Here is a 24401-nt window from a genome sequence, read left to right as displayed (position 1 = left end):
GTCCATGGTGCGGCCTTTGGGTCAGAGGTTCCGGTCCTCGACGATTTCCAGGTCCTCGTCATCGACGTCGCTCTCTTCATCCTCTTCGTCCTCGTCATCAAAGACCTGGAGCGGGGTGACCTCGTTGTAGGCCTCGTAGAGGGCGTCCTCGTAGACTTCAAAGGCATCGGCAACAGCAAAAAACGCCGCCTCGACGGAGGGATCTCCATCTCCGCGGCGGTTCGATGCTGCTATAAGGTGTTCTTCCAAAGCGGTGGTCAAGGACTGAAGCGCGACACGCGGATCGATGCTCATGACTTCACGTTAGCCGGAAAAGGACGAAAATGGAGAGCAAATGAAGGAACAATTTCTCACCAGCTCGGTCCAGCGGGAACGGGACTATGCGAAGCAGTACGAGTACCTCGTACTGACGGTCAGTCCTGTGGATTCATTGCACGAAGCACGGCGCCGCCTGGTGGAACACTCCGAATACGGCAAGTGGGAGCTGGAGCGCAGCAAGCTGTATGTGGGCGGAGGCAGGCGGTTCTGGCTGCGCCGCCGGGTCATGCAGGTCCAGCGGACCGTCTAGGAAACACCTGTCGGCGGACCGTCTAATCCTCCAGCGGCCCAAGCCAGGCGGTGGCTACCGTGTTATGGGCCGACTCGTCGTCGGACGGGTGGAACATGCCTGCCAGGACGTCCCGATACAGCCGCTCGAGCTCGGAGCCCCGGAAGTAGCTTGATCCCCCGCTCACCCGGATGGCCAGGTCCACCACGCGCCGCGCGGTTTCGGTGGCATTCACTTTCAGGCCCACGAGCTTGGGGAACCACTGCGGGCCGTGGTCTGCGAGGCGGTCGACGTCGGCCGTGACCGATGCCAGCTGCGGGTACAGGTTGTCCATGGCCATCGCCGCTTCCGCGACCTTCCAGCGGATGTCCGGGTCCTGTGCGTAGCTGCGTCCGGCGTTCTTGAACGAGGTACGCCGTTTGACGGCCTCCACCCCCACTGCCAGCGCACGCTCCCCCACGCCGGTGTAGACGGCGGCCAGAAGCGTCTCGAAGCACGCGAAGATGGCGAAGATCAGGGGATCCCGGTTGGGACCCACGGGGAGCTTGCGGAAGATCCGGTCTGCCGGGACTTCAACGCCTTCCAGGACCGTGGTGTTGGACTGGCTGGCGCGCATCCCGAGTGTGTCCCAGTCGTCAAGGATCCGGTAGCCCGGCGTCTGCCGGGTGATAAAACCGTGGACGAGTTCGCCGTCGCCGTCCCTTCCGGACGGATCCTTACCGAAGATCCCCAGCCTGGTCCAGGCCGGGGACAGGCTGGTGAAGATCTTGGTTCCGGTGAAGGCGTAGCCGCCGCCGGGCAGTGGCTGCGCCGCGGTGCGGGAGTCGAAGAGGACGGAGTCGTTGCCTGCTTCGGAGTTGCCGAAGGCGAAGATTTCGCCGGCGGCCGCCTCCTGCAGGACGAAGTCCAGCGACGCGTCCCCGCGCGCGCCGAGGACCTGTGCGACGCCGGTCCATACCAGGTGCATGTTCACCGCCAGGGCGGTGGCGGGGGCAGCCGTTGCCAGCCTCCGCTGGCACTGCGCCGCCACCGCGAGCCCAAGTCCCTTGCCGCCGTCGTCCGTGGGGACAAAAAGCTTCAGGTAACCGGCCTCCACCAGTTCCTGCAGGTCCTCGTGGAAGAAGTTGTTGTCCTGGTCGTAGCCGGCGGCGCGGGTGCGGATCCGTTCCAGCAGTTCGTCCGGCAGGACGTCTTCCGGGGTCATGGCCGCCTTCTCAGTAGTTGGTGAGCAGGGTGTTGAGCACCCGGGCGCCGAACTTGAGCGAGTCCGCGGGGACGCGCTCGTCGACCCCGTGGAACATGCCGGTGAAGTCCAGCTCGTCCGGGAGCATCAGCGGTGCGAAGCCGTAGCCGGTGATACCGAGCCGGCTGAGGGACTTGTTGTCCGTGCCCCCGGAGAGCGTGTACGGCAGGACCTTTGCGCCGGGATCTTCCGAGTGCAGGGCGTCGATCATGGAGTCCACGAGGTTGCCGGCGAAGGGAACTTCGAGGGAGACGTCGTTATGGACGTAGCTGACGTCCACGCCGGTTCCCGCCAGTTCCCGCACGATTTCCAGGACGTGCTCCTGCTGGCCCGGCAGGGTGCGGCAGTCGATGAGGGCCTCCGCGGATTCCGGGATGACGTTGTGCTTGTAGCCGCCCTTGAGCAGCGTGGGGTTGGTGGTGTTCTGCAGGGTGGCTCCGACGAAACGGGACACGGTTCCCAGCTGGTCCAGCAGGAGGTCCGGATTGTCGGCGTCGAACTCCACTCCCGTGATTTCGGTCACGCCGTCCAGGAACTGCCGGGTGGTGGGGGTCAGCTCGATGGGCCACTTGTATTCGCCGATGCGGGTGACTGCGGCAGCCAGTCGGGTGACAGCGTTGTCCGTGCTGATCTGGGAACCGTGGCCGGCCCTGCCGTGGGCTACCAGACGGAGCCAGGAGATACCTTTCTCGGCGGTCTGCAGGAGGTAAGTGCGCTGACCCCCGATGGTTGCCGAGAATCCGCCCACCTCGGAGATGGCCTCCGTGGCGCCCTCGAAGAGTTCCGGCCGCTTGTCCACCGCATACCGGGCACCCAGGGCGCCGCCGGCCTCCTCGTCAGCGAAGAAGGCGAAGATGATGTCGCGCTTGGGCTTTTTGCCGGTCCGGGCAAAGCTCCGCAGGACCGAAAGGATCATGGCGTCCATGTCCTTCATGTCCACGGCGCCCCGGCCCCAGATGAGCCCGTCCTTCAGTTCGGCTCCGAACGGGTCCACGGACCACTGGTCCCGGAGCGCGGGAACCACATCGAGGTGGCCGTGCACTACCAGGGCGCTGGCGGAAGGATCCTGGCCCGCCATCCTGGTCACCACATTCGCCCGCCCGGGAGCAGACTCGAAGATCTCGGCGTCCATGCCGACTTCTTCAATGAGCCCGGCTGCGTACTCCGCGGCTGCGCGCTCGCCCGGTCCCGACCCGTCACCGTAGTTTGAGGTGTCTATCCGGATGAGCTCTTGGCAGATACGGACAACTTCATCCTCGGGCAGGACATCAGGCATGTGAAAGCTCCTCACTTTGAAATGACAGGTGGAACACAGCGCCGGTTCGCTGCCCTCAGCCTACCCATTTGGCCCGATTCGTTGTTCCCGGAAAGTCGTGTTAGAGTTTTTCTCGCTGCTTCGGAGAGATGCGAAACGCTGAAAGGCGGAAACGGTTCCCGAAATACCACCTGCGCGGGTGGCGGAATGGCAGACGCGCTAGCTTGAGGTGCTAGTCCTCGAAAGGGGGTGGGGGTTCAAGTCCCCCTCCGCGCACAAACGGAAGCCCCGGAAAATCATTGATTTTCCGGGGCTTCTTTGTGTTTGGACACTCCTCCCCCACTGCTTGCCATGCGTAGCCCGTGTGAGATGTCCCACTCTTTCAGCCGGCAGGTGCCGAACTAAGCTGGATCGGTGAACACCACCACACCACCGCCAGGCCCCGTCCATGTCACGTTGGACAGCGGGCCAGCCGAGTGGTGGCAGATCGTTGCCGCCCTGGGTCCGCTGGCCGTGGTGCTCGGCGCCCTGCTGGCCGCTTTTATAGGGTGGAATACCCTTCGGCAGCGGACCGTAGCTGATGACCGGGCCCTACGGCAGAAAGCCGAAGCGGACAGCCGTGCTGAATGGTGGCGCAGGGCCCAGTGGGCCCTGGAGGCCTCGGTGGACAGCAAACCCGAGAAACAGGACATCGGCCTCGCGGTGCTGGAGCTGCTCAGCACCAGCAACCTCGCCGGGCCGGAAGAGGCTCAAATCATTGCGGAAGCCTGGACCCGCCCCTTGGCCAACGGAGAGGCCACGCTGGACCTGTTGCCTCCCTTGCCGGACAATGAAGTGGACGAGGACCCGGAGGAGGATCGATGAGTGCAGTAGCGGAAAAGAAAACGTCAGACGGCGAGCAGAAGCCTTACGTCTCGCCCGCACAGGAACGCGTCATCGTCCGGGCCGCCCGCCTTCGCCTCTCAACTGATAAGAAGCAGGGCCTTGAGTCCCCCGCGTGGGTCAAGAAAATTGCCAAGCGCCCGTTATAACTGCCTCCCGGCGTAGCTCTCCCGGGCGGCCTGCGTTCCCCGCTGTTTTTGAACGTCAGCTAGTCCTGCCGGCCCATTCCGGGATAGACGCGCACAAAATCGATCTTGTTGCCTGAGCCCGTTTTCTTCCTCGGCCCCCGCTGGAAGCCTTTGGCATCCAGGTGGTTCTGGGCGCGGTATTCAGCCAAAGCGTCATCGTAGGCACGGTTGAGCCGGCGGCCTGGGAACTCCTCCGTGGCGCCATCTGCGAAGACGACGGTGACAGTGAGGTTCTCGGGAAAGTGCCGGTTCATCCGGATAAAACCGTCGGCGTCCTGCTGGAGCTTGATCAAGGTGGTCCGCTTTCGTCGTGGGGGCTTCCAGTGTCCCGCGTTTTCCCGTTCCGGCAAGCACCGGGGCCCTCACCTGCACATGGTGCGACGGCGGGAGCCGGCACCATAGCGGGCTCCCGCCGTCGTACTTCCTGCTGATTGGACCGAAGGACCTACATGCGAAGCGCCGCGTAAGGCTCGCTGGGAAGGTTGCCCGCGGACCAGGGTGCGGTGGAGCGGACGTCGGGCGTGCGGCCCCGGCCGTCCGCCAGGACAGCGCAAACGGTGGCGATGAGGACCCAGAGTCCCAAGAGCAGTAGGCCAAGCAGTTCCATGGTGCACCTCGTGTGAGTGTGGGTTGATGTGGTGAAGCCAGTGTGTGGGGCGGGCGTGTGAGCAAGCGTGTGAGCGCGGCAGACGCCCGGGACGGGTGGCAGTAGCATGGGCCGTATGGCCGAGAAATGGATTCGGCTCCTCGGTCCTCCTGTGATCGAGTCCCTTGGCGCATCTCCCCTGCAGCCCAGAGGCCGCAAGGCCTGGGCCGTGCTTGCCTACCTTGCCCTGCAGGGCGAGGGCATCAGCAGGGCCCGCCTGGCGTCGCTGCTCTTTCCGGATGCTGCCGACGCCCTCGGTGCCCTGCGCTGGAATCTGTCCGAGCTGCGGCGCGCACTGGACGGCATAACAGTGGCCGGTGATCCCCTGCGGCTGGAGCTCCAGCCGCCGTGGCGCTGCGACGCCCTGGAAGTGGTGGACTCGGCCGCCAATCCTGGCATGGACCCGCGCGGCTTCACCGGACAATTGCTGGAGGGTTTGTCCTTCGTCGACTGCCCCGTCTTCGATTCCTGGCTGGCGGACCAGCGCTTCCGCTTCGACAACATCGTCCAGTCCCTGCTCTACGAGGCAGCACTGGCCGCCCTGGCCGCGGGAACTCCCGGGAAGGCGGCGGAGCTGGCAACCCTGGCCCTGGACCGGGATCCCTTCCATGCAGACAGCAACGCCGTCCTGGTCAAGGCCCTGGTGGCAATGGGCGAGCACCGCCGGGCCCGCCAGCATGTCACCAAGTGCGGGGACCTCTACCGGCAGGAGCTGGGCCTGCCGCTGCCCGCGGAGATCCGGCAGGCATTGTCCGACGCCGCCCCGGAGAAGGACCCCTTGGTGCCGGCCACCCCGGCAACGGTGCGTTCTTACCTGGATGCCGGCGGCGCATCGCTGTGGGCCGGTGCCGTGGACCGGGGGCTGGAGCAGCTGCGGCTCGCCGTGGTGCTGGCACGCGGCACAGGTAACCATCATCTGCTCGCCGAGTCCTTGGTGGCATTGGCCGGGGCGCTGATCCACCAGGCGGGCGGCCGCGGTGCCGAAGTGGCAGACTTCCTGCACCGGGCCCTCCAGGCTGAAGGGCCCGTGGGCTCCTCACGCACCGCCGCTGCCGCCTATCGCGAGCTGGGCTACCTGTCCGTGCAGCGGGGTGTGCCGGACCGTGCTGCCGGCTGGCTGGACCGGGCGATGCTCGCAGCTCAGGGTTTCCCGGACGAACAGGCGCGGGTCCTGGCCATCCAGGGAATGCTGGCCTCGGACACGGCGCGGTACGACGCCGCCGTGACCGCACTGGTGGAGTCCGGGCGGCTGGCTGAGGCCGTGGGGAACCGGCGGCAGCAGGCATTCAGTGCGGCGCTGCTGGGACGGGTCCGCCTGCTTCGTGGAGAGCTGGAGCAGGCGGCCGTGTCCCTGGACCGTGCGCAGGCCTGGATCACGGAAGAGCACTGGACCTCGTTCGAGCCGTTTGTGGCCGGGCTCCGGGGAGAGACGCACTTGGCAGCCGGGGAGCTGGAGGAGGCTGCAGCCCTGATCGACCGGTCATGGGTGATGGCCGAACTGGCCGGTGACCACTGCTTTATGGCCTTGGCGGCCGGTGCCGAAGCCCGGCTGTTCATGGAGCACGGCGATCTCACAGCTGCTGCACACTGGATTGACCGGGGCCTCGGACCCAAGCCGTGGTACCTCTGGTATTCCGCCCGGCTCCTGGATACGGCAGCGGAAGTTTCCCTTGCCAGCCGCTCACCGCGTGCCTCGGCCTTCGTGGACCAGCTGGCTGAGCTGGCGAGCCGGAGCGGAATGCGGGAATTCGTGGTGCGGGGACAGTCCCACAGGGCTGTGCTCGGCGATGAAGCGGCGGCGCAGGCCGTTCCCTGGCTGGCCCGCGGGATTGACAACCCGGCGTTGGCGGCGTTCCTGGCTGCCCGGCATGGCAGCTAGGCCGGCCGCCCCCCCCGGGTGCCCTTGTGCGGGCAAGGGTGGAACATTGCAGCCATGAATAACGCAGCGGGTCAGGGCCGGGAGCCGGGCCACGTGGTGCTCCTGGGCGATTCCATCTTCGACAACGGCGCCCACGTTAGCGGCGGCCCGGACGTCGTCACCCAGCTGCGGCAGGAACTGCCGGGCTGGAAGTGCTCCCTCTTGGCGATCGACGGCGACGTCATCACCGGCGTCGCCCGCCAGCTCAGCGGCCTGCCTGCGGACGCCAGCCACCTCGTGGTGAGCGTCGGTGGAAACGACGCGTTGGGCTATGCCCCGCTGTTGCAGGAGCAACCCGCCTCCGTTGCCGGGGCGCTGCTGCTGCTGGCAGCGGCGAGTGACAGGTTCGACGCCGACTACCGGGCCATGCTGGCTGCGGTCCTGGCGCAGGGGTTGCCGGCAGCGGTATGCACCATCTACGACACGCCGTCCTCCGAGCCGAACCAGAAGGTCATCAAGGCGGCGCTGGCCCTTTTCAATGACTCCATTACCAGGGCCGCCTTTTCGCAGGGGACAGCACTGATAGACCTGCGGCTCATCTGCCGCCAGGACGCGGACTACGCGAACCCCATCGAGCCCTCGGTCCAGGGCGGACGGAAAATAGCCCAGGCCATCGCCGCACTGGTCCGGCTTGCCCATCCCGGCCCGCACCCGGTTGTTTTAGCTCAATGACGGCTGCCGGCATCAATGCGCGTGCAGGATGCGTGGATGCTTCCCCGGGGCGCAGCCCGGGACCCGCGCGGTACCTGATCTGGCTTTGCCCTGCCCGACCTACAGCACGCCCAACTCCCGCACCGCCGCCAGGACGTCCGGGACCGTAACTGCCAGCAACGCCGGATCGGGTTGATCTGCAAAGGTGTCGCCGCGCCGAAGTTCGGCACGCGTCAGGACCACGTGCGGACCAGGGGGCGGACCCCAGATCTCGGGCGGAGCGGGGCCAAACAGCACCACTGACGGCGTCCCGTAGGCAGATGCCAGGTGGGCTGCTCCCGTATCAGCGGAGACCACAAGCCGTGCTGCTGCGATGGTTGCTGCGAATTCGGCCAGCCCCAGCCGCCCCGCAAGCACCTTGTCCTCCGAAAAGCCGGACCGGCGGCAGACATCCAGGGCCCGGTCCCGTTCGCCGCTGCCACCGGTGAACACAACGTTGTGCCCCGCCGAGGCAAGCGTGGAGGCGACTGCCGCGAAGCGCTCAGCAGGCCAGAGGCGGCTGCCGTACGCGGCCCCCACGTGCAAAACCGTGGCGTCGGGAACAGGGCTCGGCACGTGGGGTGTATTCAGGTGGATGTCCAAAGGGTCGGCTTCGATGCCGTGCCATTCCAGCAGCTTCACCCAGCGTTCGCGTTCATGCAGTTCGGCACGCCAGGGCGGACCATCCCGGTACTGGCTGCGGTGCCCTATGGTCTGCCGGGCCTGCAACGCCTCGATCCGGTCCTGGCTTTCCGGCCCGCTGCCGTGCAGGTTCACGGCAACGTCCACAATGCCGGGCTCCATGGCCAATGGCTCATCCAGGCCGTGGGTGGGAAAAAGCTCATAACCGCCCACGAGTCCCAGTGCCTCGGACAACCATCCCTGGGCCGCGTACCGGAGCCTGTGCTCCGGGAAGGTTCGGCGGAGGGCCTTTAGTGCCGGCACTGCCACGAGCAGGTCCCCAAGTTTGAGCGCCCGAAGGACCAGGAGTTCGGGTTTCCCATCATGCAATCCGTTGGCCGCCGCGGCGGGGGCAGTCTCCGGGAGGCTCATACGCCCTGCCCGCTCACATCAGTCGCCGCCAGGCTGCGGACGTCCTCATGCACGTCACGCACCGAAACGTCCGCCACCATGGAATCGTCATGGGCGCAGCGTGGCGCCGTCCAACCTACCTGCGTGACGTCAATCCCGCACGTGGGGCAGGCCGTCACCCAGGAGGCGTGGAGGCGGTGAAGACTCCTGCCCAGCGCCCCGGCATTGATGACGTTTCCGGCCCAGAAAATTCCCACGGTGGGCACGCCCAGGGCTTGTGCAAGGTGCCGCGGGCCGCTGTCATTTCCAACCACCACTGCCGCTCCGGCCAGGAGCGCCACCAGACCTGCCATATCCAGTTCTCCCGCCATGGAACGGACCGGTCCCGCGGCGGCCAGCTCGACGATGCGCGCGGCGAGTTCCTGCTCACTCTTGTCCCCCACAACAATGACCTCGAAGCCGTCGGCGGCGCAGGCCGCAGCCAGTTCGGCGAACCGCTCAACGGGCCAACGACGGCGGGGATCGGTGGCGCCGGGATGGATGACCACCATAGGCCGGGTACCGTCGTCGGACGTTCCGGAAAAGGGGCGCAGCCCTTCCGCCGGAGCGAGCCGGGCCTCAAGGTCAACCGGGAACGCGCCGGCGAAACCCGCCACTTCCAGGGCCCGCAGCGGTTCGTGCTGGTAATAGAGGTAAGGGACTGTACGCTCCAGGCTCGCCGCATCCGGTGTGCGGGTCCCCACCGTATGCCGGGCGCCCAGCCGGAGCAGGAACGGGTTCGAGTACCGTCCCCCGCCGTGGAGCTGGACTGCCAGGTCAAAGCGGCGTTCACGCATCTCCTGGAAGAACCGGTCCAGTTCTTCCTCGTTTTCCTCGCCTGGCCGGACGCCTTCGGAAAGGGGCAGGACGCAGACGTCGTCCACCGGGCTTTTCGTCGCGGCTATCAGTGCCTTGTGCGCCGGAGTGCCAAGAAGCGTTATGGAAGCCCCCGGATATGCTGCTTTCAGCGCGGCCATGGCAGGGATGGCAAAAATCAGGTCACCCAGGCCGCCGCCGCGCAGGACGGCAATCCTGTCTACTGCATCGAACTTTTCGAGGACGGGACCAACACCCATGCCGGCCTGTCCGGCACCACCGAATTCTGCAGTCAGCTGCTCCACATATACCCCTTCGACTCAATCCGGGGCCGCTTCTTTTCCGGCGGCCTTCCCTGCCCCTGCGGCCGCCGCAGCAGAACGAATACTGCGCCGGCCTTCCTTTGAACCTGTACCCAGGCGGCGGTCAATATACTCCGGCTATTGGGGAATACCCGGATGATGCTGTACGTTTCATACGCGACAGACGAACCAAAGAAAAGAGAAGCACCTAAATTGGCAACCGATTACGATGAACTGCGTTCCGACGTCAAGGAATCGCAGGACAACTCACTCGAGCAGCTTCAGTCAGCAAATGCTCCCGACGCGCGCAGCGTTGTGCTTGAGCTGGACGAAGCTGACGGCCTGGACGGCGCGGGCGTACCCGGCGGCGAATTCGTCGCCGAGGAGCTCGTGGTGCAGGTCATTCCGCAGGCGGAGGACGAATTCACCTGCTACTCATGCTTCCTGGTCCGCCACCGCTCGCAGATTGCGCGCCAGAAAGACGGCCACAGCTACTGCACCGAGTGCGAGGGCTGATCAGGCGGTCATGTGGAGCGGCGGATTCAGCCATTCCAACTGAGCAAGAGGCACGTCCCATCGGGAGACGTGCCTCTCGCCTTTAAGCGAGCTTCCGCCGGACGATCTGGCTGACTTCCTTGCCGTCGAAGCGCCCTGCCACCTCCGCCGTCACCGGCTTCATGACTTCGCCCATCTGCCGGGGTGTCAGTTCACGGCCTGCGGCGCGCAGGCCGTCAATGACCTCATCCACGATCGCCTCGACTTCCTCCTGCGACAGCGGTTTGGGCAGGTAGGACTCTATGACTTCCGCCTCAGCGATTTCCGCCGCCGCACGGTCCGGCTGCCCCGCTTCTGCGTAGATTCCCGCCGTTTCGCGGCGCTTCGCGGCTTCCTTCTGCAGCAGGGACGTCACCTGCAGGTCATCAAGCTGGACCGGAGTCTTACCCGATTTCTCACGGGTCTCGATTTCGCCCAGGACGTTCCGGACGGTGGTGAGCGCGGTTCTGTTGCGCTCCTTCATGTGGATGACCACGTCGGCCTGCAGCCGTTCTTTCAGTGATGACACGTTGTTCCCCTGTTCCTGGTTTCCAGTTGGCCCTTGTTCTGCGGGCGGCACGGTACTCCGGCCGCACCCAGCCATCCCTAGTACCGTAGGGGCTTATGCCCGAAAATGCCCACCCCTCCCCGGACCGCACCCCGTGATCCTCCCCACCGACCCCTGGACGACGTTCCTGGATGCATTCGGCCGAAGGGATATCCCCACCATCACCGCCACTGAGCTGCTGCTGGTGGTGTGCATCGCCACTGCCTTGGCCATCCCCCGCAGGTCCTGGCGGTATGTGGGCCTGCTCGCCACCGCCACCCACGAACTCGGGCACGCCGTCGCGGCTGTCACCAGCGGACAGCGGCTCTCCGGCATCCGGCTCAGGTTTGACCATTCCGGTACCACCACCACCTACAGCCGGAGCAAGCTTGCCACCGCCTGGTCCTGCTTCTGGGGCTATCCTGTGCCCGCCCTGGTTGGCGCAGCATTTGTATGGTGCGGATTTAATGGATGGGGGCCGGCCGTCATTGCTGCAAGTGCCGTTGCCCTGGCCGCCACCCTGGTGTTCCTCCGCAACGCCGCGGGCTTCCTGATCACCATCGGAGCGATTCTTGGCTGCATTGCGCTGATTTTCCTGGTTCCTGCAGCGTTTGCCGGCCACGTCACCGTCATCCTGGGCCTGGTACTCCTGATCGGTGCGGTACGGGACCTTGGCAAGCTCACCCATGTGCACCTGCGCCGGAGGGACAGGCTTGCCACGTCCGACGCCTACTTGCTGTACCGTGCCACGGCGGTCCCCTCCGGCATCTGGATTCTCCTGTTTGCTGCCCTGGTGGCCGCATCCTGGCTGGCGGCCTGGCAGCCGATCTCAACAATCCTGCGGCCGGGCGCATAGGGTGGTTCTATGAGCCAGGACACGGACAGGACCCAGCAGACGGCAAGTGGCAAACCCGGCGGGCACAGCACCCGCGGCGCCTATGTAACGGGCGGCGCGGAGTTCAACCGCGACACCAACTACATCGAAGACCGGATCACCGCGGACGGCAGGCCAGGCCCCAACGGGGAACCCGGTTGGCCGGTTGAGGCCGGACGCTACCGCCTCATTGCGGCGCGGGCCTGTCCCTGGGCCAACCGGACGGTGATTGTCCGCCGCCTACTGGGGCTTGAGGATGCGATTTCCCTTGGCCAGCCCGGCCCCACCCACGACGCCCGGTCCTGGACCTTTGACCTGGACCCCGGCGGCGTTGATCCGGTCCTGGGCATTGAACGCCTTCAGCAGGCCTTTTTCAAACGGTTCCCGGACTACCCGCGGGGCATCACTGTCCCTGCGATCGTGGACGTTGCCACCGGCGAGGTGGTGACCAACAACTTTCCCCAGATCACGCTGGACTTTTCCACCGAGTGGACCCGGTTCCACCGGCCCGGCGCACCCCTGCTGTACCCCGGTCACCTTCGGGACGAGATCGACCAGGTCAACAAGCGGGTGTTCACCGAGGTCAACAATGGCGTCTACCGCTGCGGCTTCGCCGGTTCGCAGGAAGCCTATGACTCTGCCTACGAACGGCTCTGGACGGCCATGGACTGGCTGGAAGACCGCCTGTCCCGGCAGCGGTACCTGGTGGGAGACACCATCACCGAAGCCGACGTGCGGCTGTTCACCACCCTGGCCCGGTTCGACGCCGTCTACCACGGGCACTTCAAATGCAACCGGCAGAAACTCAGCGAGATGCCGGCACTGTGGGCATATGCCCGCGACCTCTTCCAGACCCCCGGATTCGGGGACACCATCGACTTCGTGCAGATCAAGCAGCATTACTACATCGTGCACGAAGACATCAACCCCACCGGGATCGTTCCCGCCGGCCCTGCCCTTGGCGGGTGGCTTGAACCTCACGGGCGGGAGTCACTGGGGGGAAGGCCGTTCGGAGACGGAACACCGCCCGGGCCGGTGAAGCCGGGTGAGGAAGTTGCTCCGGGGCACGGTGCTGATTCCTGAAGGAAGCGGTTTCTCGCTTTAGACTGACGGGATGCAGATTTCTCACGGCTTTGTAGCGCCCGGTTTCGAAAATGTACTGGAGTTGTTCGAATCCCTCCTGGCCGGGGACCCGCAGTACAGTGCGCAACTGGCCGCGTACCGGAACGGGACACCAGTGGTGCAGCTTGCCGGCGGCCCGGACATGGACCAGGAAACCATCACGGGCGCGTACTCCTGCTCCAAGGGAGTGGCCGCCATGGTCATCGCACTCCTGGTCCAGGACGGTTTGCTTGACCTTGACGCACCCGTGGCCAAGTACTGGCCGGAGTTCGCTGTCCACGGCAAGGACCGGCTCCTGGTGCGGCAGGCGCTGTCCCACCAGGCCGGTCTCATGGGCGTGGAGGGCGGGTTCGCCCTGGACGAGTTCACCACTGCTGACGCTGCTGCCCGGCTGGCCGCGGCACGGCCCTCCTGGCAGCCCGGCCGGCAATTCGGCTATCACGCACTGACCATCGGCATCATCATGGAGGAACTGTGCCGCCGCACGGCGGGAGAATCCCTGCAAAGCATCTATGACCGGCGGATCCGGACAGCGCTGGGCATCGACTTCTTCCTCGGCCTCCCCGCAGAACTGGAGCCCCGCTACCGGGATGTCCTCTACACGGCCGATTCGGATGAGGTATGGGTTGATCCCCTCAGCCTGGAAGGATTGAACAGCAACGCCCCCGTCAGCACCATCATGGAACTGCCCAATATCCGCAGCGTCCGGAGCGCAGGCATGTCCGCTGCCGGCGGGGTGGGCTCCGCGGAAGGCCTGGCCCGGCTTTATGCAGCGGCCACCACGGGCGTTGACGGCAAGGAGGGTTTCCTCACTCCGCAGACGCTGGAGTTGATGTCCCAAGAACAGGTGTGGGGCCTGGACCGGTCATCCGGGCTGGACAACGCCTTCGCCGTAGTGTTTATGAAGCCGCATCCTTCCCGGAATTTCGGAAGCCACCGCGCGTTCGGCCATGAAGGCGCGAACGCCGCCCTCGGATTTGCCGACCCCGCCCATGGCCTCGGTTTCGGTTATATTCCCCGGCGTGCGGAGGAGGGGCGGACCCCGGGAAAGGCGCACCGGCTGGCTGCTGCCGTTCGCCGTTCAGCGGCTGTTTCGTCCTGAACGGCTGCCCGGCCGGGTTCCTGCGGGGACCTGACCAGCGCCTTTGTGGTTGCGGACCAGGCACCCTAGTGTTGGCCGGATGGGCAAATCTCAAGCACGACCGGCAATCCGGTGGGCCGGGGGAACCCGATTCCTGAAGCAGGCAGTGGAAGGACTGTCCGCGGCCTTCGCCGCGCAGCGCCTGCAGTTGGCAGCGAAAGCTGCCCTGGCCGCGGGCCTGGCGTTTTTCATCGCACCGCTGATGCCCGGCAGCGCATCCCACTACGCCTACTACGCGCCCTTGGGGGCCCTGGTGGCGATGTACCACAACGTGGCCGGCTCCGTCCGGCAGGGCGTGCAGGCCCTCATCGGGCTGGCCGTGGGCATCGGGCTCGCGGCGGTCCTGGTGAACATTTCGGATCCTTCGCCACTGACGGTGGCGCTTTTTATGGGCATTGGCGTGCTGCTGGGCGGCTTGCCGGGCCTTGGCTCAGGGAGCGATTGGATTCCGACGGCGGCCCTGCTGGTCCTGCTGGTGGGCGGCAGCAATGCCGATGACTTTTCCTTCGGCTACCTGGTGCAGATGGGCGCCGGCGTCGCAGTGGGCATTGCCGTCAACTTCCTGGTCTTTCCGCCGCTCCACCTTAAAGCAGCAGCGGCGAGCCTGGACGACCTCCGCCTGGCCCTGGGGCGGCAGATGACCGACATGGGTACCGCACTGAAGGAAAAGTGGCCGCCCGAGCATGAGGACTGGTCCCGCCGTTCCGACGAGCTGGCATCCGCCGCCCGCTCCGTCCGGCACCTCGTTAAGGAAGCCGACGCCAGCCGGCGGGCGAACCCGCGGCGTAAGCTGCACCCCCGCGACATGGAACTCGACTACCGCAACCTGCGCCAGCTTGAGCGGGTTACGTTCCACGTCCAGGACATGACTGACGTGCTCTCCGACGTGATCTGGGAAAGCGCTGTGCCGTACACCGTCCCCTTGCAGGACAACGTCCCCCTCGCCGACGCCATCACGGCCACCGGGGAACTGCTGTGCTCGTACAGCGATGAAGATCCCGAACAGCAGGCCCTGCGTTTTGAGGCCGCCCGGACAGCGGTGGAAGCCTGCATGGCTGCCACCGCCGGACGGGAATTGGACCGGGGCGCCGTGCCGGCGTCAGAGTCAATCCTGCTCAGCCTGCACCGGATCCTGCGTTCCGTCCGGCCCGGAGCTGACGCCGAGTCGTCGTAAATCAAAGGGCTGGAGCACAGCCACGGAGCCGCTGAAATGCCGGCGGCCCGACCGGGGGTTCCACGCTGTGAAGTCGGATCGCTCCCATGTTCCTGAACTTCCCTGGACGGTGCTGATGTCCAGGGCCACCCGACAGGGAAGGAACACTGGCGCCTCAAAGTCGACCTCCCAGGTGAAGGAATCACCGCGGGCAGCACCGACGTCGGCGAGCGCGCGTGATGCCAGGTACATTCCATGGGCGATGGAGCGGCGCATTCCCAAAGCCTTTGCCGAGAGCACGCTGAGGTGGATGGGGTTGAAATCGCCGGACACGGCGGCGTAGGCCCTGCCGGTATCAACCCCCAGCTGCCACAGGGCTGTGGGGTCTGGGGCCTTGAAATCGGCCCGGACCGGCGCAGGCGAGGGTTTGTCGATCCCGGGCAGGAAGACCCCCTTCGCGAGGTAAGTGGAGACACCGCGCCAGCAGGTCTCTGCCGACCCCGCCCGGCGCACTTCGCTGACCAGGTCCACTTGGGTGCCGGCCCGGTGACCGCGCAGGTTCTCCACCCGGGCCGTGATGTCCAGGGCGTCGGTGAAAAGCACCGGGGACCGTTGTTCCACCTGGTTCCGGAGATGGATCATGCCGAGCAGCGGAAGTGGAAAGTCATCCCGGTTCATCACGCTCATGGCGACGGGAAACGCGAGTGCGTGGATGAAGCCGGCCGGCAGGACGTCGCTGGCGGTTTCACCAATGAGGTGCTGGTAGGCAGTCAGGTTCCCGACGTCCACCGCCACCCCGCGGACCTCATGGCTTTCTGCCGGGAGGACGGAACCGTCCTGGGCCCCCAGGAGCCGCCGGCGGGCCGCCTGTGCCGCGGCATTGACGTACAGCTTGGAAAGCGACGGCATCTCCCCCAGGATCACCGGCTGCGCGGGCGTCATGCCCCCACCAGGTTCTGTCCGCAGACCCGAAGGACCTCGCCGTTGATCCCGCCGGCGGAGTTACTGGCGAGGAAGGCGATGGTTTCCGCGACGTCCGCTGGCTGCCCGCCCTGCTGCAGCGAATTCAGGCGGCGGCCCAGCTCGCGCAAGGCAAAGGGTATCCGGGCGGTCATCTCGGTTTCGATGAAGCCCGGCGCAACGGCGTTGATGGTTCCCCCGTGGGACGTAATCAGCGGGGCGGTGGCCCGGACCATCCCCATCACGCCTCCCTTTGATGCTGCATAGTTCGTCTGTCCCCGGTTGCCGGCGATACCGCTGGTGGACGCCACCGAGACTATGCGGGGAGACCTGCGGAAGTGTTCCGAAGCGAGCAGGGCCTCGTTGATCCGCAGCTGCGCGGCAATGTTGATGTCGATCACGGAACTCCAGCGGGACTCATCCATGTTGGCGAGGAGTTTGTCCCGGGTGATGCCGGCGTTGTGGACCATGATGTCGAGGCGCCCATGCCGCTGCACAGCGTGCTCCAGGATCCGTTGCCCGGCATCCTCCCTGCTGATGTCCAGCTGGAGGGCGGTGGCCTTGACCTCGTTGGCCACCGCAGCCAGATGGTCGCCGGCCGCCGGGATATCCACCAGGACCAGTGTGGCTCCGTCGCGGTGCAGGGTCCTGGCGATGGCAGCACCGATACCCCTCGCCGCCCCGGTGACGACGGCGACCCGTCCGGCCAGCGGTTTCGCGGCGTCTTCCGGAAGTTCCCCCGCCGTCGTCGATACGGTCACGAACTGTCCGTCCACAAAGGCGGACCGGCCGGAGAGGAAGAACCGGACGGCCCCCAGCGAGCTGGGACTTGTTGTCGCCACATCCGGGCCCAGGAGCACGCCGTTGCCCGTGGCACCGGCGCGCAGTTCCTTGGCCAGGGAGCGCAGGAGCCCGTCCACTCCCTGCCGGGCGGCTGCCTGGGCGGGCGAGGCAGCATCGTACGCCGGCCGGGATACGGTGATGATCCGGCCACCCGGGCTGAGGTCCCGCAGGGAAGCGGCGGCGGCGAGAACCGGTTTTCCGAGGTCTTCAGGGCGTGCCACTTCATCCAGGACCAGGATGATGGCCCCGAGCTTCTCCCGCGGAACAGCGTGCCTCCTGACGTCGAGGTCCCAGGAGAGCAGTTCCGCAGCGAGGCTGTCGGCGCCGGCCGTGTCTCCCTGGACCACGATGGGCCCGGTGACCAGCGGCTGGCCGGGCTGGTAGCGGCGAAGGACTGCGGGCTGGGGCAGCCCGAGCTTCCTGGCCACATTCCTGCCCAGGCCGTGGTTGACGAGTTGTGCGTACGTGTCAGTCATCCGGTGCCCCTACAGTGATTCCAGAACCGCGGCAACGCCCAGGCCGCCGGCCGCACAGACGGACACCAGGCCCCTCGCGGGCCGGCCCTCCTGGCTGGCCTTGGCGTGCAGTGTCTTGGCCAGCGAGGCGACGATGCGGCCGCCGGTCGCGGCGAAGGGATGGCCGGCAGCAAGGGAGGATCCGTGGACGTTCAGCCGCGACCGGTCAATGCTGCCGAACGCGCCGTCCAGGCCGAGCCTGGTCCGGCCGAAGTCCTCGTCCTCCCATGCGGCGAGCATGCTGAGGACAGTGGATGCAAAGGCTTCATGGATCTCGAAGAAGTCAATGTCCGCCAAGGTGAGTCCTTGCCGGGCCAGCAGCCTGGGCACCGCGAAGACCGGTGCCATCAGCAGGCCATCCTTGCCGTGCACAAAGTCCACTGCCGCAGCTTCGGCATCCACCACCGCAGCAAGTTTGGGCAGGTCGCGGGCGTCGGCCCACTCCTCCGAGGCCAGCAGCACGGTGGAGGCGCCGTCGGTCAGCGGAGTGGAGTTGCCGGCCGTCATGGTGGCGTCGGCGCCAAGGTTCTTCCCAAAGACCGGCTTGAGTCCCGCGAGCTTATCCAATGAGGTGTCAGGCCGCAGGTTCCCGTCGCGGGTCAGGCCGCGGTACGGGGTGATGAGGTCGTCAAAGAATCCGTTGTCGTAGGCCGCTGCCAGGTTGCGGTGGCTGTTGAGTGCCAGTTCGTCCTGCGCCTCACGGGAGACCTTCCACTGCGAGGTGGTGAGCGCCTGGTGTTCACCCATGGAGAGACCGGTCCGGGGTTCAGACGTTCCGGGGGCCAGCGGGGCGAGGTCCTTGGGCCGCAAGCGGCTGAGGATCTGCAGCCGCTGCGGAAGGCTCCGGGCCCGGTTGAGGTCGAGGATGACTTCGCGGAGGCCTTCGCTGACCACCACGGGTGCATCGGAGGCGGAGTCCACGCCGCCGGCGATACCCGAGTCGATTTGGCCCAGCTTGATCTTGTTGGCCAGGCCGACCACCGTCTCGAGCCCTGTGGCGCAGGCCTGTTGGAGGTCGTAAGCGGGGGTTTCGGGTGACAAAGCGGAACCGAGGACGGCTTCGCGGGTGAGGTTGAAGTCCCGGGAGTGCTTCAGGACGGCCCCGGCGGCCACTTCCCCGATCCGCTCGTCCTGCAGGCCAAAGCGTGCAATCAGCCCGTCCAGGGCCGCCGTCAGCATGTCCTGGTTCGAAGATTTGGCATAGGCCCCGCCGGCCCGGGCGAACGGGATCCTGTTGCCGCCAACGACGACGGCCCGGCGGAGGTGTGGGGCGGCTGCGGCGGCAGCGCCGGATTCGGGTCCGGTGGTGGTCTGTCCGTCAATGGACATGGATATCTCCTCGGGTCACGTGCGGTTACCGATACCCAGCGTACCTGATACGCTGGGTATCGTGAACATCCAGCAAACCGGTTCCTCACCCGCGTCCGCCGCCGTCGGTGGCGACGGCCGCTCGTCCCGTTGGCAGAGCCACCGGGAGGAAAGGCGCCGCGAGCTGATCAAGGCGGCCCGCCGGGCCGTGCACGCACTGGGCAGCGACGCCTCGATGGAAGACATTGCGGCTGCCGCCGGTACCTCCAAGTCCGTCTTCTACCGCTATTTCGGCGACAAGGCAGGACTCCAGCAGGCGGTGGGCGAGGTTGTCCTCAGCCAGATGCAGCACCGGATCCGGGAGGCGGCGCAGAGTGCCGATACTCCGCGCGAAGGTCTGCTGGCCATGGTCACCGCCTACCTGCAGATGGCCAGCACAAGTCCCAACGTCTACACCTTTGTGACCAGCCCTGCCGCTGATGCGGACACTGCCCGGGACCCCGGGGCAGGATCCGCCGCTTTGGGGCACTTCTTTGACGCCGTGGCGGAAATGATCGCCACGCCCATGCGCTCGCACCTGGGTGATGGCAAGGAAGCAGTCATCGGCTACTGGCCCAAAGCGGCCATCGGCATGGTGCGGAACGCGGGCGAACAGTGGCTCAGCACCACCGATTCCCCTGCCAAGCCCGGCCAGGAAGCGATGGCGCGGCAGATCACCGACTGGCTGTGCGTCGGCATCGCCCCCGAACTGTCCCCGTCCGCCCGGTCGTAACGCCTCACCGCAACTCCGCAATTGCCCAAACAACCGAAGCGGCAGTACCAGTAGGCCGCAGCACCACCACACATCTGTCAGCACCAACGAAGGACTACGAGATGACTGAACTAGTGGACCGTCCCGCCGGAAGAAGGCAGCGCCCCGCAACAGTGGCCGCTGCTGCCCCAAGGACAGCTGAAGCCAAGCCGGCCGTCGATGTCGACGTGCTCGGTGAACAGCTCCTGGGGAAGTGGGCCGAGGTCCGGCGCCAGGCCAGGACCCTTGCAGCGCGGCCTGAGCTGCACAAGATCGAGGGGCTCACGCACACCGAACACCGCGCCAGGGTGTTCGGCCAACTGAAGTACCTCGTTGAGAACGAGGCCGTGCACCGCGCCTTCCCGGAATCGCTGGGCGGCTCCGATGACCACGGCGGAAACATCGCCGGCTTCGAGGAATTGGTGGTGGCGGATCCATCACTGCAGATCAAGGCCGGCGTCCAGTGGGGGCTCTTCGGTTCCGCAGTGATGCACCTCGGGACCGAAGAGCACCACGCCAAATGGCTTCCGGGCATCATGAGCCTGGCGATCCCCGGCTGCTTTGCCATGACCGAAACCGGGCACGGCTCGGACGTAGCCAGCATCGCCACCACCGCCACGTACGACCCCGCCACCGAGGAATTCGTGGTGCACACGCCGTTCCGCGCGGCGTGGAAGGACTACATCGGCAACGCGGCCATAGACGGCCTGGGCTCCGTGGTGTTCGCCCAGCTGGTCACCCGCGGCGTCAACCACGGTGTCCATGCCTTCTATGTGGACCTTCGGGACCCGGAAACCCGGGAGTTCCTGCCCGGCATCGGCGGCGAGGACGACGGCATCAAGGGCGGGCTCAACGGAATCGACAACGGCCGCCTGCACTTCACCAATGTCCGTATCCCCCGGACCAACCTGCTCAACCGCTACGGCAACGTGGACGCGGACGGGACCTACAGCTCCCCCATCGCCAGCCCCGGCCGCCGCTTCTTCACCATGCTGGGAACCCTGGTGCAGGGCCGCGTGTCACTCGACGGTGCCGCCGTGGCAGCCTCCAAGGTGGCCCTGAAGGCAGCCGTCCAGTACGCCACTGAACGCCGCCAGTTCAACGCTTCCTCCCACACCGAAGAGGAGGTCCTGCTGGACTACCAGCGCCACCAGAAGCGCTTGCTCACCCGGCTCGCCACCACCTACGCGGCGGGGTTCGCCCACGAGCAGTTGCTGCAGAAGTTCGACGACGTCTTTTCCGGCGCGCACGACACGGACGAAGACCGCCAGGACCTCGAAACCCTGGCCGCGGCGCTCAAGCCGCTCAGCACCTGGCATGCACTGGACACCCTGCAGGAATGCCGGGAAGCCTGCGGCGGCGCCGGCTTCCTGATCGAGAACCGCTTCGCCTCGCTGCGGGCGGACCTGGATGTCTACGCCACATTCGAAGGCGACAACACCGTCCTGCTGCAGCTCGTGGCCAAACGGTTGCTGGCGGACTACGCCAAGGAATTCCGCAGCGTGGACTTCGGCGTGCTGGCCCGGTACGTGGTGGGCCAGGCTACCGGCGCGGCCATCCACCGCACCGGCCTGCGCCAGGTGGCCCAGTTCGTCGCCGACACCGGCTCGGTGCAGAAGGCCGCCATCGCCCTTCGCGACGAGGAAGGCCAGCGTGCGCTGCTCACCGACCGGGTGCAGGCCATGGTGGCGGAGGCCGCGGCGGCGCTTAAGGGCTCGGGCCGGTTGTCGCACGAGCAGGGCGCAGCCCTGTTCAACCGGCACCAGAACGAACTGATCGACGCTGCGCAGGCCCATGCAGAGCTGCTCCAGTGGGAGGCCTTCACGGACGCGCTGCGCGATGTTGCCGATCCCGGCACCAAAACGGTCCTGACCTGGCTGCGGGACCTGTTCGGACTGTCCCTGATCGAGAAGAACCTGTCCTGGTACCTCATGAACGGCCGCCTCTCCATGCAGCGCGGCCGGACGGTGGGCGAGTACATCAACAGGCTGCTGGTGAAGATCCGGCCGCACGCCCTGGACCTCGTGGATGCCTTCGGCTACGGGGAAGACCACGTGCGCGCCGCCATCGCCACCGGCGCCGAGAAGAAACGGCAGGACGAGGCGCGCGCCTACTTCCGCGGCCAGCGCGCCAGCGGCAAGGCGCCGGTGGACGAGAAGGTCCTGCTGGCGCGAACGGCCGGGAACCGGAAGTAACCGTCCCAAACGGCAGCAATAACGACGGCGCCGCCCGCCTTGCGAGGCGGGCGGCGCCGTCGTCGCTATTGACCTTCGGGAAACGTCAGCCCTGTGCGGGCAGCACGGAGCGATATACCTCAAGGGTGGTTTCGGTGATGGATTCCCAGGAGAAATGTTCCTCGGCACGCTTCCGGCCGGCCTGGCCCATGGCACGGGCGCGGGCAGGATCGGAAACCACTTCCGTGAGGGCGGCAGCGAACTCGGTGACGAACTTTTCCGGGTCAAGCGGTGTGCCGGTGCCGTCGGTGACCTGCTCCAGGTCCACCAGCAGGCCGGTCCGGCCGTGGTCCACCACCTCAGGGATGCCGCCGGTGGCGCTGGCCACCACGGCGGCGCCGCACGCCATGGCCTCCAGGTTGACGATGCCCAGCGGCTCGTAGATGGACGGGCAGGCGAAGGCGGTGGCGTGGCTGAGCACCTGGATCAGCTCATGGCGGGGCAGCATGCGCTCGATGAGCACCACGCCGGTGCGTTCGCGCTGCAGGTCCTCAATCAGGCGCGCGGTCTCGGCAGCGAGCTCCGGGGTGTCGGCCGCGCCCAGGCACAGGACCAGCTGGACGTCGGCGGGGAGCTTTGCGGCCGCGCGCAGGAGATAGGGGACGCCCTTCTGGCGGGTGTTCCTGCCCACAAAGACCACGCTGGGCTTGTCCGGATCGATGCCCAGGGCGCGGACGGCGTCGTCGTTCACGTCACGTTGCCACATCTCGACGTCGATGCCGTTGTGGACCACGCGCACCTTGGCGGGATCCACGTTGGGGTAGCTGCGCAGGATGTCCTGCCGCATGCCCTCCGAGACGGCAATGATGGCCGCCGCGGCCTCGTAGGCAGTCTTTTCCACCCAGGAGGACAAGGCGTACCCGCCGCCGAGCTGCTCCGCTTTCCAGGGGCGCAGCGGTTCCAGGCTGTGGGCACTGAGCACGTGCGGAATGCCGTGGAGCAGGGACGCGAGATGCCCGGCCATGTTGGCGTACCAGGTGTGCGAATGGACAAGGTCCGCGCCTTCGATGTCCGGAACGATCCGCAGATCCACCCCCAGCGTCTGCACAGCGGCGTTGGCTGAGCCGAGGTCCTCGGGCACTGCGTAGGAGGTCACCGCCGCGCCATGATAGTCGGCGTCGCGGGGAGCTCCAAAAGCACGAACCTGCAGGTCAACGTGCTTACTAAGCACCCTGCTCAATTCGGCCACGTGGACACCCGCGCCACCGTAGATCTCCGGCGGAAACTCTTTAGTCACAATGTCTATTCGCACAAGACCCAAGGTAGTCCTTCACGCATAACTGTTCTAGTGTGAAGGAGTCCGGGCATGCCGGACTGTCTTGGGGAGATACGAAGGCGTACAGGAGCGACCATTATGCCGTTGAACAAAAGAGTCCTGGCCATTGTCCTCGCAGGCGGCGAGGGAAACAGGCTGATGCCACTGACGGCAGACCGCGCGAAGCCCGCGGTGCCCTTTGCGGGAAGCTACCGCCTGATCGATTTCGCCCTGTCCAACCTGGTGAATTCCCGCTACCTGCAGATCGTCGTCCTCACCCAGTACAAGTCGCACAGCCTGGACCGGCACATCTCCGAGACCTGGCGTATGTCCACCCAGCTGGGCAACTACGTTGCCTCCGTCCCGGCGCAACAGCGTGTGGGCAAGAGCTGGTTCCTGGGCAGCGCCAACGCCATCTACCAGTCACTGAACCTCATCCACGACGCCAACCCCGACATCGTCGTTGTGGTCGGCGCGGACCACGTCTACCGCATGGACTTCGCCCAGATGGTGGCCCAGCACGTCAACAGCGGTGCCAAGGCAACAGTCGCCGCCGTGCGCCAGCCCCTGCACATGGCCGATCAGTTCGGCGTCATCGAAGTGGACCAGAACGATCCCCAGAAGATCGCGGCCTTCGTCGAAAAGCCCGCCAGCACACCCGGCCTGGCAGCGGACCCGTCCCAGTTCCTCGCCTCCATGGGCAACTACGTCTTCGACGCGGACGCGCTGGTCGCTGCGCTGCACGTGGACGCCGAGCGTCTGGACACCAAGCACGACATGGGCGGGGACATCATTCCCTACTTCGTGAACCAAGGCGAAGCCGGCGTCTACGACTTCACCCTCAACGACATCCCCGGCTCCACGGAGCGGGACCGCACCTACTGGCGCGATGTCGGCACCATCGACTCCTTCTACGACGCCCACATGGACCTCATCTCCCCGCTGCCGGTCTTCAATCTCTACAACTCCGAGTGGCCCATTTACACCCGGCAGAGCATCTCGCCGCCAGCTAAGTTCGTCAGGGGCAAGAACGACACCGTGGGCACGGCCCTGGACTCGATCGTTTCCAGCGGCGTAGTAATTTCGGGCGGAGTCGTGGAAGGGTCAGTCCTTTCCAACGATGTCTTCGTGGGTACCAGCAGCCGGGTCATCGATTCTGTCCTGATGGACAAGGTCCACATCGGCGAAGGTGCGGTCATCAACCGTGCCATCATCGACAAGAACGTCAAGGTACCGGCCGGTGCAGCCATCGGACTAAACCCGGAGCTTGACCGTGCCCGTGGTTTCAAGGTCACGGATTCCGGGATAACGGTCCTGGCCAAGGGCCAGGAGGTTCCGGAGCCCGGTGACGATGAACGTAAGCTCGCGGCGGACAACCTGCACCTCGTGCCGAACGCCATCAAGGCCGCTGTCGAGAAGTATCCGAGTGTGCGCGAATCTGTGGACAAGGTGGCCGAGAGGCACGCAGCGGCCTCAGCCGAGGCTGCACCGGGCGCGCGTATTTCCTGAACCGTTCCGCGCGGGCACTCCCCCGGCGGCCCCTGCACGGTGGGGGCCGCCGGGAGTT

General features: G+C 66.2%; 25 protein-coding genes and 1 tRNA gene. 14 read left to right on the top strand and 12 right to left on the bottom strand.

From position 1 onward, the window contains the following. Positions 1–21 precede the first annotated feature (21 nt). Entirely contained in the window at positions 22–294 is a 273-nt protein-coding gene (locus AC3A4Z_RS02450; RefSeq protein WP_050055261.1) for a hypothetical protein, read from the bottom strand. A gap of 40 nt (positions 295–334) precedes the next feature. On the opposite strand from AC3A4Z_RS02450, the gene AC3A4Z_RS02445 reads away from it, so the two are divergent. Beyond that, positions 335–568 carry a DUF5703 family protein gene (locus AC3A4Z_RS02445; RefSeq protein WP_256247833.1) on the top strand — a complete coding sequence of 78 codons (234 nt, stop codon included), beginning with the start codon at positions 335–337 and terminating at the stop codon, positions 566–568. Between the two features lie 22 nt (positions 569–590). Here the strand turns inward: AC3A4Z_RS02445 and AC3A4Z_RS02440 are convergent, their stop codons facing one another. After that, entirely contained in the window at positions 591–1751 is a 1161-nt protein-coding gene (locus tag AC3A4Z_RS02440) for an acyl-CoA dehydrogenase family protein (RefSeq protein WP_498709805.1), read from the bottom strand. Positions 1752–1761: 10 nt separating this feature from the next. Beyond that, complete coding sequence (locus AC3A4Z_RS02435; protein WP_498709804.1) at positions 1762–3066, bottom strand: M20/M25/M40 family metallo-hydrolase; 1305 nt, start codon at positions 3064–3066, stop codon at positions 1762–1764. Between the two features lie 172 nt (positions 3067–3238). Here AC3A4Z_RS02435 and AC3A4Z_RS02430 point away from each other — a divergent pair. The 3 genes from AC3A4Z_RS02430 to AC3A4Z_RS02420 all read left to right on the top strand — a co-directional run bounded on the left by AC3A4Z_RS02430 (position 3239) and on the right by AC3A4Z_RS02420 (position 4076). Further along, positions 3239–3321, top strand: a tRNA-Leu gene (locus tag AC3A4Z_RS02430). 138 nt (positions 3322–3459) lie between these two features. Continuing rightward, positions 3460–3909, top strand: coding sequence for a hypothetical protein (locus tag AC3A4Z_RS02425; RefSeq protein WP_498709803.1), 450 nt, complete (start codon positions 3460–3462; stop codon positions 3907–3909). Beyond that, entirely contained in the window at positions 3906–4076 is a 171-nt protein-coding gene (locus AC3A4Z_RS02420) for a hypothetical protein (protein ID WP_161799570.1), read from the top strand. Before AC3A4Z_RS02425 ends, AC3A4Z_RS02420 begins: the two co-directional genes overlap by 4 nt. Positions 4077–4135: 59 nt before the next feature. Here the strand turns inward: AC3A4Z_RS02420 and AC3A4Z_RS02415 are convergent, their stop codons facing one another. Both AC3A4Z_RS02415 and AC3A4Z_RS02410 read right to left on the bottom strand, forming a co-directional pair. Next, complete coding sequence (locus tag AC3A4Z_RS02415; RefSeq protein ID WP_498709802.1) at positions 4136–4408, bottom strand: hypothetical protein; 273 nt, start codon at positions 4406–4408, stop codon at positions 4136–4138. Between the two features lie 152 nt (positions 4409–4560). Next, positions 4561–4722 (bottom strand): hypothetical protein, encoded by a 162-nt coding sequence (locus AC3A4Z_RS02410; RefSeq protein ID WP_493969058.1) that lies wholly within the window; start codon positions 4720–4722, stop codon positions 4561–4563. Positions 4723–4837: 115 nt separating this feature from the next. On the opposite strand from AC3A4Z_RS02410, the gene AC3A4Z_RS02405 reads away from it, so the two are divergent. Together AC3A4Z_RS02405 and AC3A4Z_RS02400 are read left to right on the top strand one after the other, a co-directional pair. After that, positions 4838–6640, top strand: a complete 1803-nt coding sequence (locus AC3A4Z_RS02405) for an AfsR/SARP family transcriptional regulator (protein WP_498709801.1) — start codon at positions 4838–4840, stop codon at positions 6638–6640. Between the two features lie 54 nt (positions 6641–6694). Beyond that, positions 6695–7351: an SGNH/GDSL hydrolase family protein gene (locus AC3A4Z_RS02400; RefSeq protein ID WP_498709800.1), complete on the top strand. Its 657-nt coding sequence runs from the start codon at positions 6695–6697 to the stop codon at positions 7349–7351. 99 nt (positions 7352–7450) lie between these two features. Here the strand turns inward: AC3A4Z_RS02400 and AC3A4Z_RS02395 are convergent, their stop codons facing one another. Further along, positions 7451–8422 carry a glycosyltransferase family 9 protein gene (locus tag AC3A4Z_RS02395; protein ID WP_498709799.1) on the bottom strand — a complete coding sequence of 324 codons (972 nt, stop codon included), beginning with the start codon at positions 8420–8422 and terminating at the stop codon, positions 7451–7453. Continuing rightward, positions 8419–9561 carry a glycosyltransferase family 9 protein gene (locus AC3A4Z_RS02390; RefSeq protein ID WP_498709798.1) on the bottom strand — a complete coding sequence of 381 codons (1143 nt, stop codon included), beginning with the start codon at positions 9559–9561 and terminating at the stop codon, positions 8419–8421. The genes AC3A4Z_RS02395 and AC3A4Z_RS02390 overlap by 4 nt, the downstream gene beginning before the upstream one ends. 210 nt (positions 9562–9771) lie before the next feature. Here AC3A4Z_RS02390 and AC3A4Z_RS02385 point away from each other — a divergent pair, with 210 nt between their 5' ends. Next, positions 9772–10074 (top strand): DUF4193 domain-containing protein, encoded by a 303-nt coding sequence (locus AC3A4Z_RS02385; RefSeq protein WP_066275770.1) that lies wholly within the window; start codon positions 9772–9774, stop codon positions 10072–10074. Positions 10075–10156: 82 nt separating this feature from the next. Here AC3A4Z_RS02385 and AC3A4Z_RS02380 read toward each other — a convergent pair whose 3' ends face one another. Next, positions 10157–10621, bottom strand: a complete 465-nt coding sequence (locus AC3A4Z_RS02380) for a GatB/YqeY domain-containing protein (protein WP_498709796.1) — start codon at positions 10619–10621, stop codon at positions 10157–10159. A gap of 133 nt (positions 10622–10754) precedes the next feature. Here AC3A4Z_RS02380 and AC3A4Z_RS02375 point away from each other — a divergent pair, with 133 nt between their 5' ends. From AC3A4Z_RS02375 to AC3A4Z_RS02360, 4 genes are all read left to right on the top strand, one after another. Further along, a complete protein-coding gene (locus tag AC3A4Z_RS02375; protein ID WP_498709795.1) occupies positions 10755–11495 on the top strand; it encodes a M50 family metallopeptidase in 741 nt (246 codons plus the stop codon). Between the two features lie 9 nt (positions 11496–11504). Then, the gene (locus AC3A4Z_RS02370; protein ID WP_498709794.1) at positions 11505–12596 is read left to right on the top strand and encodes a glutathione S-transferase family protein; all 1092 of its coding nucleotides are present in this window, start codon (positions 11505–11507) and stop codon (positions 12594–12596) included. Between the two features lie 31 nt (positions 12597–12627). Continuing rightward, a complete protein-coding gene (locus AC3A4Z_RS02365; protein ID WP_498709792.1) occupies positions 12628–13737 on the top strand; it encodes a serine hydrolase domain-containing protein in 1110 nt (369 codons plus the stop codon). 79 nt (positions 13738–13816) lie between these two features. Then, positions 13817–14950: an FUSC family protein gene (locus tag AC3A4Z_RS02360; protein ID WP_493969067.1), complete on the top strand. Its 1134-nt coding sequence runs from the start codon at positions 13817–13819 to the stop codon at positions 14948–14950. Here AC3A4Z_RS02360 and AC3A4Z_RS02355 read toward each other — a convergent pair. Genes AC3A4Z_RS02355 through AC3A4Z_RS02345 form a run of 3 tightly spaced genes read right to left on the bottom strand, consistent with a single transcriptional unit; the run spans position 14882 to position 18576 of the window. After that, the gene (locus AC3A4Z_RS02355) at positions 14882–15871 is read right to left on the bottom strand and encodes a MaoC/PaaZ C-terminal domain-containing protein (protein WP_493969068.1); all 990 of its coding nucleotides are present in this window, start codon (positions 15869–15871) and stop codon (positions 14882–14884) included. The two genes, AC3A4Z_RS02360 and AC3A4Z_RS02355, sit on opposite strands and share 69 nt — an antisense overlap. Continuing rightward, positions 15868–17208: a 3-oxoacyl-ACP reductase gene (locus AC3A4Z_RS02350; protein ID WP_498709790.1), complete on the bottom strand. Its 1341-nt coding sequence runs from the start codon at positions 17206–17208 to the stop codon at positions 15868–15870. Before AC3A4Z_RS02350 ends, AC3A4Z_RS02355 begins: the two co-directional genes overlap by 4 nt. A 9-nt stretch (positions 17209–17217) precedes the next feature. Beyond that, complete coding sequence (locus AC3A4Z_RS02345) at positions 17218–18576, bottom strand: acetyl-CoA C-acetyltransferase (RefSeq protein WP_498709787.1); 1359 nt, start codon at positions 18574–18576, stop codon at positions 17218–17220. On the opposite strand from AC3A4Z_RS02345, the gene AC3A4Z_RS02340 reads away from it, so the two are divergent. Further along, positions 18575–19327: a TetR/AcrR family transcriptional regulator gene (locus tag AC3A4Z_RS02340; RefSeq protein ID WP_498709786.1), complete on the top strand. Its 753-nt coding sequence runs from the start codon at positions 18575–18577 to the stop codon at positions 19325–19327. The two genes, AC3A4Z_RS02345 and AC3A4Z_RS02340, sit on opposite strands and share 2 nt — an antisense overlap. 101 nt (positions 19328–19428) lie before the next feature. Continuing rightward, a complete protein-coding gene (locus AC3A4Z_RS02335; protein WP_498709785.1) occupies positions 19429–21540 on the top strand; it encodes an acyl-CoA dehydrogenase family protein in 2112 nt (703 codons plus the stop codon). Between the two features lie 85 nt (positions 21541–21625). Here AC3A4Z_RS02335 and glgA read toward each other — a convergent pair whose 3' ends face one another. Then, positions 21626–22831: a glycogen synthase gene (gene glgA, locus AC3A4Z_RS02330; RefSeq protein WP_498709783.1), complete on the bottom strand. Its 1206-nt coding sequence runs from the start codon at positions 22829–22831 to the stop codon at positions 21626–21628. 102 nt (positions 22832–22933) lie between these two features. On the opposite strand from glgA, the gene glgC reads away from it, so the two are divergent. Continuing rightward, positions 22934–24343: a glucose-1-phosphate adenylyltransferase gene (gene glgC, locus AC3A4Z_RS02325; protein ID WP_498709781.1), complete on the top strand. Its 1410-nt coding sequence runs from the start codon at positions 22934–22936 to the stop codon at positions 24341–24343. Positions 24344–24401: the final 58 nt, after the last annotated feature.

This window comes from Arthrobacter sp. Soil_C_49, assembly GCF_057656635.1.
Note: the sequence above shows the minus strand (reverse complement) of the source record. Positions and strands in the feature narration are given on the sequence as shown.

What these genes read in the sequence shown, in the direction of transcription:
- AC3A4Z_RS02450 (WP_050055261.1), bottom strand. Translation starts at nt 294, where the DNA reads ATGAGCATCGATCCGCGTGTCGCGCTTCAGTCCTTGACCACCGCTTTG.
- AC3A4Z_RS02445 (WP_256247833.1), top strand. Translation starts at nt 335, where the DNA reads ATGAAGGAACAATTTCTCACCAGCTCGGTCCAGCGGGAACGGGACTAT.
- AC3A4Z_RS02440 (WP_498709805.1), bottom strand. Translation starts at nt 1,751, where the DNA reads ATGACCCCGGAAGACGTCCTGCCGGACGAACTGCTGGAACGGATCCGC.
- AC3A4Z_RS02435 (WP_498709804.1), bottom strand. Translation starts at nt 3,066, where the DNA reads ATGCCTGATGTCCTGCCCGAGGATGAAGTTGTCCGTATCTGCCAAGAG.
- AC3A4Z_RS02420 (WP_161799570.1), top strand. Translation starts at nt 3,906, where the DNA reads ATGAGTGCAGTAGCGGAAAAGAAAACGTCAGACGGCGAGCAGAAGCCT.
- AC3A4Z_RS02410 (WP_493969058.1), bottom strand. Translation starts at nt 4,722, where the DNA reads ATGGAACTGCTTGGCCTACTGCTCTTGGGACTCTGGGTCCTCATCGCC.
- AC3A4Z_RS02405 (WP_498709801.1), top strand. Translation starts at nt 4,838, where the DNA reads ATGGCCGAGAAATGGATTCGGCTCCTCGGTCCTCCTGTGATCGAGTCC.
- AC3A4Z_RS02400 (WP_498709800.1), top strand. Translation starts at nt 6,695, where the DNA reads ATGAATAACGCAGCGGGTCAGGGCCGGGAGCCGGGCCACGTGGTGCTC.
- AC3A4Z_RS02395 (WP_498709799.1), bottom strand. Translation starts at nt 8,422, where the DNA reads ATGAGCCTCCCGGAGACTGCCCCCGCCGCGGCGGCCAACGGATTGCAT.
- AC3A4Z_RS02370 (WP_498709794.1), top strand. Translation starts at nt 11,505, where the DNA reads ATGAGCCAGGACACGGACAGGACCCAGCAGACGGCAAGTGGCAAACCC.
- AC3A4Z_RS02365 (WP_498709792.1), top strand. Translation starts at nt 12,628, where the DNA reads ATGCAGATTTCTCACGGCTTTGTAGCGCCCGGTTTCGAAAATGTACTG.
- AC3A4Z_RS02360 (WP_493969067.1), top strand. Translation starts at nt 13,817, where the DNA reads ATGGGCAAATCTCAAGCACGACCGGCAATCCGGTGGGCCGGGGGAACC.
- AC3A4Z_RS02355 (WP_493969068.1), bottom strand. Translation starts at nt 15,871, where the DNA reads ATGACGCCCGCGCAGCCGGTGATCCTGGGGGAGATGCCGTCGCTTTCC.
- AC3A4Z_RS02350 (WP_498709790.1), bottom strand. Translation starts at nt 17,208, where the DNA reads ATGACTGACACGTACGCACAACTCGTCAACCACGGCCTGGGCAGGAAT.
- AC3A4Z_RS02340 (WP_498709786.1), top strand. Translation starts at nt 18,575, where the DNA reads ATGGATATCTCCTCGGGTCACGTGCGGTTACCGATACCCAGCGTACCT.
- AC3A4Z_RS02345 (WP_498709787.1), bottom strand. Translation starts at nt 18,576, where the DNA reads ATGTCCATTGACGGACAGACCACCACCGGACCCGAATCCGGCGCTGCC.
- AC3A4Z_RS02335 (WP_498709785.1), top strand. Translation starts at nt 19,429, where the DNA reads ATGACTGAACTAGTGGACCGTCCCGCCGGAAGAAGGCAGCGCCCCGCA.
- glgC (WP_498709781.1), top strand. Translation starts at nt 22,934, where the DNA reads ATGCCGTTGAACAAAAGAGTCCTGGCCATTGTCCTCGCAGGCGGCGAG.